The sequence below is a fragment of the Saccharopolyspora sp. NPDC002686 genome, assembly GCF_040295745.1.
In the GTDB taxonomy this organism is placed as follows: Bacteria; Actinomycetota; Actinomycetes; order Mycobacteriales; family Pseudonocardiaceae; genus Saccharopolyspora; species Saccharopolyspora oryzae.
The window spans coordinates 1-12946 of record NZ_JBEOVY010000220.1 but is presented as its reverse complement, the minus strand read 5'-3'; the positions used below and the strand labels follow the sequence as shown (position 1 = coordinate 12946).

Here is a 12946-nt window from a genome sequence, read left to right as displayed (position 1 = left end):
GTTTCAATTGAAACTGCGGACTCCACCCACGGCGATTCGCAGTTTCAATTGAAACTGCGGTTCCACGGGCCGGGGTGCGAGTGGCGATGGTCGCTCTTGCGGCCATCGCCACTCACGAAGTGGATCAGGTGAAATCCGGGTAGGTGGGCGGGAACAGCTCCGCAGCCGGACGGCGGAGGAGGTCTCGCTCGGAGTAGGCGGCGCGCATCTTCTCGAAGAGCCCCTGGGCCCGGGCGCGGAGGTCTTCTAGGTCGACGCCGGGGATCTGGGAGTCCGAGAGCACCGGGTTGCCCGCGACCACCGAATGCGTTGCCTGGCGGGCGGTCCCGTTGAGCAGGAACGTTCGCACCGGGTCGTCGAGGACGCCGTCGCGGATGTCGTCGATGCGGAAGGCCACCAGGTCCGCCTGCGCACCGGGTTCCAGTCGGCCGAGGTCGCTGCGCCCGAGAGCTCGTGCACCGCCGAGGGTCGCCGCGTCGAGGTAGTCCTCAGCGGGAGCGGCGTCCATCCGGCCGTCCAGGACCTTGGCGATGTGCACGCCGAGGTCCATGCCGCGGATCAGGTCCGGCGGGAAGGAATCCGTGCCCAGGCACAGGTTGATCCCGGCCTGCTTGTACGCGCCGAAGGACCGCAGCACCGCCCCGTAGCGCAGGGACGTCTGCGGGCAGTGCACGATCGACACCCCGGCTTCGGCCAGCGTCGCCAGGTCGCCGCGGTCCTCGCCGTGCACCTGGGGATGCCGGTCGACCACCAGGCCGTGCGGGACGAGCAGTCGGGTTCCGAGCAGGCCGGTGCGGTCCAGCATCTCCAGCGGCGTGGCGCCGTGCTGCCGCTGCACGAGTTCCCGCTCCAACAGGCCTTGCAGGCTGTGCAGGCGCACGAGGACGTCTCGCTGCCGTGCGATGTCGGCGGTTTCGCGCATGAGCTGTTCGGTGAGCGTCTCGATCCGGCACGGCAGGAGAACACCGGTGACCAGCGGGTCGGACAGCTCGGCGGCGTGGTCCAGGAACCGGACCGCGTCGCGCAGGCCTTCCCGGCCGCGCTCCTCGTCGAAAGCCACGTCGCGCCCGCCTCCCGGCGGCGCGACGTTGACGCCCGAGCGGTACGCCGGACCGAGGTAGCCGCGCAGGCCGATCCGGCGCGAGGTCTCCGCCATGCCGACCAGCTCGTCGAACGGTTCGGCCCACGAGCTGTGGATCTCCGAGGCGATCGGCATGTAGGTGGTGATGCCGTGCAGGGCCAGCTGCACCAGGGCGTACTCGCGGATCGTTGCCCGCTCCTGCGGGGTGAACACGTCGCGGCGGCGGTTCTGGAAGTAGTCCAGCGACCACTGGAGCCCGTCGGCGCGCTCGGGGGTTGTCCACGAGTCGAGCACCAGGTGGTCGATGTCGGTGAGCGCGTCGAGGTCGATCAGCCCCGGCAGCACCAGGGAGTCGCCCAGATCCACGTCGGCGTCCACGTGGCCGTCGTAGTGCTGTCCGACGTGGACGATGACCTCGTCCTCCCAGACGACCTCACCACCGCGCAGCAGCGCGTGGTGCCCGTCCTGGTGGGCGAGGACGTGGCTGGCGCGCCAACGAGTGCGCATCGAGAACCTCCTCCGGCAGGACCTTCGCCCGCGGCACCGACCCTACCATTTGGCATACCAAATTCTTATCCATCGAAGCGCGGTCGATCCGCGGCGGCGTGCGCTGAATCGCGAAATGTCCGGTTGAGAAGCATGTATAGACAAGTATTTGCGAATGTCAACCACACTTCTGCAGCAACCCGCTACGCTCCCGCCGGTATACCGAATTGGTCACACCGCCGGAGGATGCCATGGACCAAGGCACCGAAGCGCCCGCGAAGATCACCCGGGCCCACTGGGCGACCTCGATCGCGCTGGCCACCGCCGTCTCCGTCGTCGCAGTGCTGATCGGCAAGCACAAGTTCGACCTCGGCCCCGCCGCCATCGCGCTGTTCCCGATCATCTGGGCGGTGCTGATCGGCGCGGCGATCGGCGTCCAGCGCTGGCGCCCGGTCTCCGGCGCCACCCGCGCGGTGTCCACCGTGCTGCTGGAGATCAGCATCCTGCTGTTCCTGGCCAAGCTCGGCACCGAGATCGGGCCCTCGCTGGCGAAGTTCCAGAACCTGGGCCCGGCGATCCTGCTGCAGGAGATCGGGCACATCTTCGGCACGGTGGTCATCGCGCTGCCGGTCGCGGTGGTGCTGGGCATCGGACGTGCCTCGATCGGCGCCACCTGGTCCATCGACCGCGAGTCGTACCTGGCCTTCGCCATCGAGCGCTTCGGCGTCCGCTCCCCGGAATACCGCGGTGTCTTCTCGGTCTGGCTGGTCGGCACGGTCTTCGGCGCGCTCTACATCTCGCTGCTGGCCGGGTTCACCGGCAGCCTGGGCATCCTCCACCCGCTGGCGCTCGCGCTCGGCCTCGGCCTGGGGTCCGGGTCGATGATGCTCGGCGGTGTCGGCGCCCTGTCGCTGCTCTACCCGGACCAGGCCGCCGAGATCGCTGCGCTGGCCGCGCTGTCCAACCTCGTCACGAACATCGTCGGCTTCTACTCCGGGGTATTCCTCGCGCTGCCGCTGTGCCGCCGCCTCTACTCCTTCTGGAGCCGCCTGTTCGGCCGCGACGACAACGGCCAGCGCGTCCACGCCAAGACGAAGGAGACCGCCGCCGAATCCGCCGAGGAAACGGTGCTGGAAGTCGCGCACGACCCCGTCGCTCGGGTCACCCCGCTCGTCGAGCTGCTGAGCTACCTCGTCGTCGGAGCGGTCGGGCTGCTCAGCAGCGCGCTCGGCACGTGGTCGTTCCGGGTCGAGGACGTGATCGGCGTCGTCGTGCTGCTCGTGATCGTCCGCATCGCAGTGGCGCTCGGGAAGCTGCTGCCCATGATCCCGGGCAGCGTGTTCGTGCTCGGCATCGGAACCCTGCTGTCGGCCAACTTCCTGCCGACCGGCGCCTGGATCTCCCACCTGATGGAGAACCTGGACGTGATGCTGATCGGCCTGCCGGGGCTGGCGCTCATCGGGCTCACGCTGGGCCGTGACGCTCAGGCGCTGAAGCAGCTCAGCTGGAAAGTCGTGCTGGTCGCGCTGGTCACCTACACCTCCTCCTTCCTCGCAGCCGCAGCGCTCGGCCAGTTCGCGCTGCACCTCTGAACCGGGTCATTTGACGTGCACGGGCAGGGAATCCAGGCCGTAGACGATCGAGGCCTTCCGGAACTCCAGCTCCGCGGCGGGCACCGCCAGCCGGATGTCCGGGAACCGGCGCACCAGCGCCGGGTAGGCCGCGCGCAGCTCCATGCGGGCCAGCTCGGCACCGATGCAGCGGTGCAGGCCGTGCCCGAAGGCCAGGTGGGACGTCGGCCGACGATCGGCGTCGAAGGCCTCCATCCCCGGCCCGAGCACGTCGTCCCGGTCCGCACCGCTCAACGAGCACAGCACGACGTCGCCCCGCTCGATCCGGACCCCGGCGACCTCGACGTCCTCTCGGGCGAACCGGGGGAACGCCACCTGCACGACGGTGAGGTAGCGCAGCAGCTCCTCGACCAGACCTGGCACCACCTCGTCGTCGTCGCGGACTCGCTCCAGCAGTTCCCGGTCCTCGAGCAGCACCAGCGCGCCCAGCGCGAGCATGCTCGCCGTGGTCTCGAAGCCGCCGGTGAGCACGCCGTCGGCGAGTTCGGCCAGCTCCCGGTCGCTGACCTCGTCGCCGTGGTCCCGGATCAGCGCGCCCAGCAGCCCCTCCCCAGGCTCCTCGCGCTGCCTGCGCACGACGCCGTGCAGGTACTCCATCGACTGCGACATCGCACCCAGCGACGCACCCACGCCGTCGAAGACGTCGAACCGCGCCACGCTGAGCTGCTGGAACTCCTCGCGGTCGCCGTAGGGAACGCCGAGCAGCTCGCTGATCACCAGCGACGGGATCGGCACCGCGAACTCGGTCACCAGGTCGACCGGCTGGTCCGCCGCCGCCATCACGTCCAGCCGCTCCTGCACGATCGCCTCGATCTCCGGGGTCAACCGGGCCAGCCGCCGCATGGTGAACTCGGGCGTCAGCAGGCGCCGCAGCCGGGTGTGCGCCGGCGGATCGGTGAACCCGAGACCACCGGGGTTGTCCTCGGCGGTGACGCCCGCGTACCCGACGAGGTTGGTGAAGTCGTTGCTGAACCGCCCCGCGTCGCCGAGCACCGCCTTCGCCTCGTCGTAGCCGGTGACCAGCCAGACGTTGGCCGCGAACGGCAGGTCCAAGCGGCTGATCGGCTCCCGCTCGCGGACCTCGCCCAGCGCTGGGACGGGGTCGAGTCCGGTCCGCTGCAGCGGCATCAGCGCGGCCGCCGGCAGGACCGAGCTCAGCCCCTTCCGGCGGGCGCGCGCGAGGTATAACCGAGCGAACAACCCGGTGATCGTGGACCGAAGGCGTCCCACTGTGACAAACCCCCATCGAACTTTGGCGTTCCGAATCAACCGCCCCCGGTTCCCCGGCCGGATCGGCGGTTCCGCGCTGTGTCGATGATCGACGCGGTGGCCCGCTACTCTACCTCGCCCTGATCGATCGCTGCCAAGTGCAATATTCGGAGCTCGGAGCAGTCCACTTCGCACCAGCGGCGCGAAATCCCAGGCAGCGCAACGAAAGGATGCGGCCGGCGCACGCTCGGACGCCCTCGCGGGACGCGGCGGATACCGACCGATGAGCCAGATCGTCTCGGTCGATCGGCCGAGTACGCGCGTACCGAAGCCCGGCCGATCGACCGATGCCGGCGAGCCGATGAGTCGTGTTGCAGCGCGGTGCGGCCCGGCCAGAATCGATTGCGTGAACTTCCCGATCTCCAACTCCCACGCTCCGGTCGACGCACCGACGGTCCGCATTCCCGAGGCGCCCACTGTCCGGCTGCCCGCCACGTCCGGCAGCCGGCGCATCGGCGAGCTCGACGCGCTCCGAGGCCTCGCGCTGTGCGGGATCCTCCTGGTCAACATCCCACCGATCTTGCGCCTGACCAGGACCGCCGACTTCGCGGAGCTGCCAGTACCGCACGCGTTCGACCTGTTCGTCCAGGAGCGGTTCTTCCCCATCTTCTCGCTGCTGTTCGGCGTCGGGTTCGGGATCTTCCTGGCCGGCGCGGGACAGCGCACGGCCCGTCCTCGGGTCGTGCTCCTGCGCCGCCTGCTGGTGCTCGCCGGCTTCGGTGCGCTGCACCAGCTCCTGCAGCCAGGTGAGGCGCTGCTGCCCTACGCGATCTTCGGGCTTCTCGTGCTGCTGCCGATGAGCTTCCTGCCGTGGTGGGCCAACCTCCCGATCGGTGCCGCCATGATCACCGCGGTCCTCGCGCTCGGCAGCGGCGGCATAATGCTGGTCCCGGGGCTGCTGCTGGCCGGGTTCGGGCTCGCGCAGTCCGGGGTCTTCGCCACGCTGCAGGAGCGCGGCAAGCAGATCGCCGCTGCGTTCGGGATCTCCACCGCCGCCTCGGTCGTGTTCCTGGCGATGCAGTGGCCGATGGACCTGGAGACGGCGTGGGCCAGCTCCGTGCCTTCGGCGGCCGGCCTGTTCATGGCGATCGCCTACTCCACCGGCCTGCTCCTGCTGCTGCGCACCCCGGCCCGCCGAGTGCTGTCCCCGGTCCTCGAACCGCTCGGGAAGATGGCGCTGACGAACTACGTCACCGCGACGCTGCTGACCATCGCGTTCGGCAGCCTGCTCGGCATGTACGACTCCGCCGAGTGGGGGTTGCTCTTCGTGCTGGCCGCCGGGATCACCCTGGTCCAGATCCTCTGGAGCCGCTGGTGGCTGGCCCGCTTCCAGTACGGCCCGATGGAGTGGGTCTGGCGCTGCGCGACCTGGTGGAGCATCGTCCCGTTCCGCAAGCCCCGACCATCGGCCAGGTGAGGGAAGACCGCGGTGCCGGACTCACCCAACGACGACATCAGATCCCGTTGCGGTTCAAAGCGATTCAGCACCGAGGTGCTCACCGGGGGTTGAGCGGGAAACCGCCCTGCCCCAGCCGGTTCCCGGAGCGGTTGATCCAGTAGCGGCGCAGGACGTCCAGCACGACCGAGACCTCCACCGAGCGGATGCCGGGCAGCGCGGCCAGGTCGTGGGACAGGAAGTCGGCGAGGTGCTCCTCACCGCGGAACACGCCCTGGTGGATCACCGTCGCGTTGCCCGCCACCATCGAGACGTAGCGGGCGGACGGGTGCCGCCCCAACGCCTGCCCGACCTCCTCGGTCGAGCCGGGCTCGGTCGACAGAGACAGCGCCACCTCGAGGTGGAAGCCCAGCAACCCGGGCTCCACCTCCACGCGGGGGCGGACGACCTGCCGCTCCAGGAGCCCGGCGATCAGCCGGTGCGCGGTGGACTGGCTGACGCCCAGCGCCCGGGACAGGTCGCTCGACGTCAGCCGCGCATCGGCGTGCAGCAGCCGGGTCGCCTCCCACTCCTGACCGGAAAGTGCTTGCGGCGCAACCGATTCCTGCGCCTCGATGCGGTACGGGTCGAGGACGGCGCGCTGGGCAGCGTCGAGGCGATCGATGCGCCAGGCCTCGGCCCGGCCGAACGGCTTGAGCACCAGGTCGGACTGGGTCGACACCACGCCCGGCACCGACGGGAGGCGCTGGGTCAGCAGGTCCTTCACCGAATCCCGCCCCAACGGCCGGACGGTGCAGTACACGTCGGCGCGTCCGGTGGCCATCGCGACGTACTGGGCTTCGGGGATCTCGGCGACCTGGCGGGCGACGTCCTGCAGGCGACCGGGCGCGGTGGTGATCCAGACGTGCCGGGGGTGGGTGTCGGAGACCAGCGTCCAGTCCAGCTGGCCGATCACCCGCAGCACCTGCTCGGCGTGCATGCGCTGCAACCGCCGTCCCACGGTGGTCGGCGAGCTGCCCACCGCATCGGCCAGCGCGTTGATCGGCGCGCGCGGCGCCTCCTGCAACGCGGAGACCAGGTCCAGGTCGAGGTCGTCCAACGCGAAGTCGCCATTCACAACCAGTGATAGTACGCCCATCCTTCGCTCCTTAACCGAATAGATACACCACCACAACGTTCGCTATTGACAGATTGCTCCATGCCCGATTTCAATGGCCGCCATCGGCCCAGGTGGCCGGATCGGATCACTAGGAGCTCGGTTGACCAACACGGAGAACGCGCGTCCCACCCGGTCGATGTCGCTGCTGCTGGGCTTCCTGCGCGGCGTCGAACGCTTCGGGAACAAGCTGCCCCACCCGTTCTGGCTGTTCACGCTGATGGCGCTCCTGGTGATCGCGCTCAGCGCGGTGCTCAACGCCCTCGGCGCTTCCGCGGTGTCCCCGGTGGACGGCAAGACCATCGAGGTCAAGAGCCTGCTGACCGCCGACGGGATGAGCACGATCTTCGGCGACGCGGTGGAGAACTTCGCCAAGTTCCCGCCGCTGGCGCTGATCATCACCGTGATGCTGGGCGTCTCGGTCGCCGAGCAGAGCGGCATGCTCAACGCGATGCTGCGCGGCAGCGTCACCCGCGTGCCTGCGAAGTACCTGACGTTCGTCGTCGCGCTGGTCGGCATCAGCGGCAGCGTCGCCTCCGACGCCGCGTACGTGGTGCTGATCCCGCTGGGTGCGCTGGTGTTCAAGGCCGTCGGCCGCAGCCCGATCCTGGGTCTGGTGGTCGCGTTCGGCTCGATCTCCGCCGGGTACAACGCCTCGCTGCTGCTCACCCCGACCGACGCGATCCTGGCCGGGCTGACCACCTCCGCGGCCCACTTCATCGACCCGAACTACGTGGTCACGCCGCTGGCCAACTACTTCTTCTCGATCGGCTCGGCGCTCTTCCTGGCCGTGGTGATCACGCTGGTCACCGAGTTCGTGCTCACCAAGCGCACCGAGAGCATGCACGCCGACGGCGACGGACTGGACGAGCAGCTCGGCGAGATGCAGCTCAGCGCGGTGGAACGGCGCGGCCTGCGCAACGCCGGTCTCACCCTGCTGGCCGTGCTGGTGCTGCTGGTGGTGGCGCTGGCGCCGTCCGGCTCGCCGTTCCGCGGCGAGGACAGCGGAATCCTCAACTCGCCGCTCATCACCGGCGTCGCCTACCTGCTCGGAGCGGTCTTCCTGCTGACCGGCGCGGTGTACGGCCGCACGACCGGCAGCCTGTCCACCGCCCGCGAGATCCCCGCCGCGATGGCCAAGGGCGTGATCGACCTGGCCCCGGTGGTGGTGCTGTTCTTCGCGGCCTCGCAGTTCCTGGCGTTCTTCAAGTGGACCCACATGGGCGAGGTGCTCGCCATCCACGGTGCGGCGCTGCTGAAGTCGGCGAACGTGCACCCGCTGGTGCTGTTCCTCGGCCTGATCGTGCTGGTCACCTGCATCAACATGGTGATCACCAGCGGTTCCGCGCAGTGGGCGCTGGTCGGGCCGATCGTGGTGCCGATGCTGATGCTGCTCGACGTGAGCCCGGAGACGACGCAGGCGGTCTACCGGATCGCGGACTCGGCGACCAACCTGATCACCCCGATGAGCCCGTACTTCGCGATGGCGCTGGGAATGCTGCAGCGCTACCGCAAGGAAGCCGGCATCGGCACCCTGATGTCGATGACGCTGCCGATCTCCTTCGCGGTCCTGGTCACCTGGACGCTCTTCTTCATGGCCTGGTGGGCCCTCGGCATCCCGTTGGGCCCAGGCGCCCCGGTGCGCTGACGAGCCACCGCACTCGTCTTGCGCGAGTAGCGGAATGTCCTGGCAGTTGCAGACAAAGCTGCCGCACGACACGTCGGGCGGCGGAGGTCCTGAGAGGTGAGTTGTGACGACGAAGCTGGTGGCGCGGGCCGAGCAGGAGCTTCCGGAGGTGCTCGCCGACCTGCGGCGGCTGGTGGAGCACGAAACCCCCAGCAGCGACAAGCAGGCCCTGGACGCCGGGCTCGCCGACATCGAGCAGTGGCTCACCGAACGCCTCGGTGAACCGGCCGCCCGGCAGCGCCACGACGGCGGCGACCGCGGCGACGTCCTCGACGTCACCTACCGCGGCACCGCCGACGGAACAGTCCTGCTGCTGTGCCACTACGACACGGTGTGGCCGATCGGCACGCTCGCGGACTGGCCCTTCACCGTCGACGGCGACCGCGTCACCGCGCCCGGCTGCCTGGACATGAAGGCGGGCATCGTGCACGGCGTGTGGGCGCTGCGCCTGCTGCGCGAGCTGGACGTCCCGCACCCGTCGGTGCGGTTCCTGCTCACCGGTGACGAGGAGATCGGCAGCCTCGCGTCGCGCGAGCACATCGAGCGGGCGTGCACCGAGGTGACCGCGACGCTCGTGCTGGAGGCGAGCCGCGAGGGGATGGCCAAGATCCGCCGCAAGGGCATGGGCCTGTTCGACCTGGCGGTGCACGGTGTCGAGTCGCACGCCGGCCTCGACCCGACGGCGGGCGCCAGCGCCATCCACGCCATCGCGGAGCTGATCCCGGCGATCACCGGGCTGGCGGATCCGGAGCGCGGCACCACGATCAACGTCGGGCTGATCAACGGCGGCACCGGTCGCAACGTGGTGGCCGGCCGGGCGACCTGCGAGATCGACATCCGCATCCAGGACCCGGCCGAGATGGCCCGCATCGACGCCGGTTTCCGCGAGCTGGCGGTGGCCGACGACCGCATCCGGGTGGAACTCACCGGCGAGTGGAACCGCCCGCCGATGAACCCGAACCCGCTCTCGGAGAAGCTGTTCGCGCACGCCCAGGCGGCGGCGCAGGAGCACGGCCGGGTGCTGGAGGGCACGTCGGTCGGTGGCGTGAGCGACGCGAACTTCGTGTCAGCGCTGGACAAACCGGTCCTCGACGGCCTCGGCGCGGTCGGCTCCGGCCCCCACGCCCGCGACGAGCACGTGATCCCGAGCGAGTGCCCCGGCCAGATCGCCACCCTCGCATCCCTGATCAGCAGCCTCCGCAACTTCTGACCGGAACCGCCCAGCAGCGAGGAGATCCCCGTGTTGCCCGCAGAACTCGCCGCCCTGTCCGGCCTCGAACTGATGCGCTGGGTGCAGGCCGAACGGCCCACCGACATCCCGTCCATCGGCCGGCTCCTCGGCATCCGGTTCGACGAGGTCGAGCACGGCCGCATCGTCCTGTCCCTGGACACGCGCCCGGACTTCGCCAACCCGCTGGGCACCGTCCACGGCGGCATCGCGGCGACCATGCTCGACTCGGCGATGTCCTGCGCGGTGCACACCACGCTGCCCGCCGGGGTCAGCTACACCACCTTGGAGCTCAAGGTGAACTACATCCGAGCCGCGAAGACCGACGGCAGCACGCTCACCGCCGAAGGCACCGTCATCCACGGCGGGCGCAGCACAGCCACAGCGGAGGGGAAGGTCCTCGACGAGAGGGGCAAGCTCATCGCCCACGCCACCACCACGTGCCTGATCCTCACTCCCGGGAGCTGACGGCCGGTTTCCGGGCTGACAGTCGTTCGACGATGCCGAGCTTGAAGCGGTCTGTTTCCTCCAGCTCCAGGCCGGCGGCGCGGACCAGCGGCAGCGGGCGGCGGCGGAAGTGCTCGCCGCCGAGCGGAACAGCGACCAGGTCCGCTGCTCGCTGCACGAGGCGCGCCGGCCACGACGTGCTCTCCACGTGATCGAGCAGCAGGAGCTTCCCGCCCGGCCGCAGGACCCGCGCCATCTCGGTGATCGCCTGCTCCTCGTCGGGAATCGCGCACAGGCCGAAGGTGCACACCACGGTGTCGAAGGTGGCGTCCGGGAACGGCAGGTCCTGCGCATCCCCTTCGCGCAGGTCGACCGGCACGTCCAGGTCCCTCGCGCGCTGCCGCGCGAGGTCCAGCATCTGCGGGCTCCACTCGATGCCGGTCAGCCGGACGTCGCTGCGGTAGGCGGGGATGTTGAGGCCGGTGCCGATGGCGACCTCCAGGACCTCGCCCTCCGCGCGGGAGCACACCCACCTCCGGCTGCCCGGCGCCATGAACCGCTCGAAACGGCCCATCATCTTGTCGTAGCCGCTCGCGGATCGGTCCCAGTAAGCGCGCCACCGCTGGGCGCGGTCCCCATCGACTCCCATGCCCCGACGTTACCGGCGAAGGTCCCGTTCCGGTCGCACAGCGGGAAATCCGGTCAGCGGTCCTGCGTGGGGAGGAACTTCGGCGGGCGCCAGGCCGCCAACTCCCGCTCGACCGCTGCCGCGAGGGACAGCAGGGCGGAGTCCTGCTGGTCACCGGCCATCAGCAGCAGGCCCACCGGGAGCTCGCCGACGGATCCCGCCGGTACCGAGGTCGACGGGTATCCCGCCACCGCGGCCGGGGTCGAGGACGGGATGACGTCGTCGTCTCCGCGCGCGCAGTCCGTGATCCAGGCGGGTGGGTTGGTCGGCGAGGCGATCGCGTCCAATCGGTGCTCGGCCACGGTCTCGTCGATCGAGCGCTTGGCCAGGTCCGTCAGCTCCGCGCGCATCGCCTGGTACTGCGGATCGGTGGTCGGCGGCGCGGTGAGGGCCTGCTCGAAGAGCTCCTGACCGGCGAAGCAGGTCTGCTCCTCCGGATGCCTGCGGTTGAACTCGATGAGCTCGGCGAGGTCCTGCGGACCTTCCCGAGTCGCCAGGTAGGCGTCGATGTCGCGGTGGAATTCGCTGAGCAGCGCGGGGAATTCGAGCTCGTCGAGCCGGTCCTGGTAGGGCGGGGTCACCTCGACCACCTCCGCGCCCGCCGCGCGGAACTTCTCCGCCGCGCGGGTCATCACCGCGTCGACCTCCGGGCCGAGCTCCGGCAGCCGCCACAGCCCGATGCGCTTGCCCGCCAGGTCACCGACCTGCGCGGTCACCTGCGGGGCGGCGAAAGTGGCCGGGTCGGCCGGATCCGGCCCCTGCAGCACGGCCAGGGTCAGGGCGGCGTCGATGACGTTGCGCGCCATGGGACCGGCGGTGTCCTGCTCCGACGAGATCGGCACCACCCCGGCGCGGCTGACCAGGCCCAGGCTCGGCTTGTGCCCGACGACGCCGTTCATCCCGGCCGGGCACACGATCGAACCGTCGGTCTCGGTGCCGATCGCCACCTGCGCCAACGATGCGGCCAGCGCCGCGCCGGAACCAGCCGACGAACCGCAGGGGTTGCGGTCGAGGACGTACGGGTTGCGGGTCTGCCCGCCGACGGCGGACCAGCCGGAAGTCGGTGCGGCGGCGCGGAAGTTGGCCCACTCGGAGAGGTTCGTCTTGCCGAGGATCACCGCGCCGGCGTCGCGCAGCCGGGTCACCAGCGTCGCGTCGGTGTCCGGTGGCGCACCGGCCAGCGCCAGCGAGCCGGCGGTGGTCGGCATGTCGCGGGTGTTCACGTTGTCCTTGAGCAGCACCGGGATTCCGTCCAGCGGGCCGAGCACCCGACCGGTCCGGTGCCGGACATCGCTGGCCGCCGCCTGCGCCGGCGCCTCCGGGTTCGTGCGCAGCACCGAGTTGATCTTCGGGTCGACGGTGCGGATCCGGTGCAGGTACGCGCTGGTCAACGCGCTCGACGTCAGCGAGCCGTCGGTCATCCGCTCCTGCAACTGCGGAATGGTGATGGTGTCGAGGTCGATCCCGAGCGCCGGGGCCGCCTCGGCCTCCCGCACGTCATTTGCACCCATGAACGTCCCTGCGGTGAGAGCGATGATCAGCGCGAGCGCGCCAGTCCTGCGCATGGGGCTCATCAGACTACGAAGAGATCACCCGTGCAAGCGAATTTCGACCCCCGCTGATCCACAGTTTCAATCGAAACTGTGCTTCCCCCTGCGTGGATTTCACAGTTTCAATTGAAACTGCACCCGACACGGAACCCGAACGGGTAAGCCTTCCGCACTGCCGACCTCCACGCATCTGGCTCGACGCAGGCCGACACGTGGTCGGTGTGTCGGTCCACGACATGCCGAGACCTGTGGACAGGTCGTCGTCGGTGTGGAGAACTTCCGCAAATTCAATGGAAATCGGAGGTCCGATTTCCATTGAATTTGCGG

General features: G+C 69.7%; 10 protein-coding genes. 5 read left to right on the top strand and 5 right to left on the bottom strand.

Annotated features, from left to right (window positions below; translation table 11 throughout):
- Window positions 1-124: 124 nt before the first annotated feature.
- Complete coding sequence (locus ABTZ89_RS25445) at window positions 125-1588, bottom strand: chlorohydrolase family protein (RefSeq protein ID WP_351049026.1); 1464 nt, start codon at window positions 1586-1588, stop codon at window positions 125-127.
- 230 nt (window positions 1589-1818) lie between these two features.
- On the opposite strand from ABTZ89_RS25445, the gene ABTZ89_RS25440 reads away from it, so the two are divergent.
- Window positions 1819-3159 carry a DUF3100 domain-containing protein gene (locus ABTZ89_RS25440; RefSeq protein ID WP_351049023.1) on the top strand — a complete coding sequence of 447 codons (1341 nt, stop codon included), beginning with the start codon at window positions 1819-1821 and terminating at the stop codon, window positions 3157-3159.
- Window positions 3160-3165: 6 nt separating this feature from the next.
- Here the strand turns inward: ABTZ89_RS25440 and ABTZ89_RS25435 are convergent, their stop codons facing one another.
- Window positions 3166-4428 carry a cytochrome P450 gene (locus tag ABTZ89_RS25435; protein ID WP_270952246.1) on the bottom strand — a complete coding sequence of 421 codons (1263 nt, stop codon included), beginning with the start codon at window positions 4426-4428 and terminating at the stop codon, window positions 3166-3168.
- 385 nt (window positions 4429-4813) lie between these two features.
- On the opposite strand from ABTZ89_RS25435, the gene ABTZ89_RS25430 reads away from it, so the two are divergent.
- Complete coding sequence (locus ABTZ89_RS25430; RefSeq protein WP_351049019.1) at window positions 4814-5884, top strand: DUF418 domain-containing protein; 1071 nt, start codon at window positions 4814-4816, stop codon at window positions 5882-5884.
- A gap of 79 nt (window positions 5885-5963) precedes the next feature.
- On the opposite strand, the gene ABTZ89_RS25425 is transcribed toward ABTZ89_RS25430, so the two are convergent.
- The gene (locus ABTZ89_RS25425) at window positions 5964-6980 is read right to left on the bottom strand and encodes an Lrp/AsnC ligand binding domain-containing protein (RefSeq protein WP_351049016.1); all 1017 of its coding nucleotides are present in this window, start codon (window positions 6978-6980) and stop codon (window positions 5964-5966) included.
- 178 nt (window positions 6981-7158) lie between these two features.
- On the opposite strand from ABTZ89_RS25425, the gene ABTZ89_RS25420 reads away from it, so the two are divergent.
- From ABTZ89_RS25420 to ABTZ89_RS25410, 3 genes are all read left to right on the top strand, one after another.
- Window positions 7159-8667 (top strand): AbgT family transporter, encoded by a 1509-nt coding sequence (locus ABTZ89_RS25420; protein ID WP_351049032.1) that lies wholly within the window; start codon window positions 7159-7161, stop codon window positions 8665-8667.
- A gap of 103 nt (window positions 8668-8770) precedes the next feature.
- Window positions 8771-9916, top strand: a complete 1146-nt coding sequence (locus ABTZ89_RS25415; protein ID WP_351049013.1) for a M20 family metallopeptidase — start codon at window positions 8771-8773, stop codon at window positions 9914-9916.
- Window positions 9917-9946: 30 nt separating this feature from the next.
- The gene (locus ABTZ89_RS25410) at window positions 9947-10402 is read left to right on the top strand and encodes a PaaI family thioesterase (RefSeq protein WP_270952242.1); all 456 of its coding nucleotides are present in this window, start codon (window positions 9947-9949) and stop codon (window positions 10400-10402) included.
- On the opposite strand, the gene ABTZ89_RS25405 is transcribed toward ABTZ89_RS25410, so the two are convergent.
- Together ABTZ89_RS25405 and ABTZ89_RS25400 are read right to left on the bottom strand one after the other, a co-directional pair.
- Window positions 10386-11030 carry a class I SAM-dependent methyltransferase gene (locus ABTZ89_RS25405; RefSeq protein WP_351049009.1) on the bottom strand — a complete coding sequence of 215 codons (645 nt, stop codon included), beginning with the start codon at window positions 11028-11030 and terminating at the stop codon, window positions 10386-10388. The two genes, ABTZ89_RS25410 and ABTZ89_RS25405, sit on opposite strands and share 17 nt — an antisense overlap.
- Window positions 11031-11083: 53 nt before the next feature.
- Window positions 11084-12634, bottom strand: a complete 1551-nt coding sequence (locus ABTZ89_RS25400) for an amidase (RefSeq protein WP_502949598.1) — start codon at window positions 12632-12634, stop codon at window positions 11084-11086.
- Window positions 12635-12946: the final 312 nt, after the last annotated feature.

Bases quoted from the DNA above. Each gene is read 5' to 3' on its own strand.
- ABTZ89_RS25440 (WP_351049023.1), top strand. From the start codon at position 1,819: ATGGACCAAGGCACCGAAGCGCCCGCGAAGATCACCCGGGCCCACTGG.
- ABTZ89_RS25400 (WP_502949598.1), bottom strand. From the start codon at position 12,634: ATGCGCAGGACTGGCGCGCTCGCGCTGATCATCGCTCTCACCGCAGGG.
- ABTZ89_RS25420 (WP_351049032.1), top strand. From the start codon at position 7,159: ATGTCGCTGCTGCTGGGCTTCCTGCGCGGCGTCGAACGCTTCGGGAAC.
- ABTZ89_RS25445 (WP_351049026.1), bottom strand. From the start codon at position 1,588: ATGCGCACTCGTTGGCGCGCCAGCCACGTCCTCGCCCACCAGGACGGG.
- ABTZ89_RS25405 (WP_351049009.1), bottom strand. From the start codon at position 11,030: ATGGGAGTCGATGGGGACCGCGCCCAGCGGTGGCGCGCTTACTGGGAC.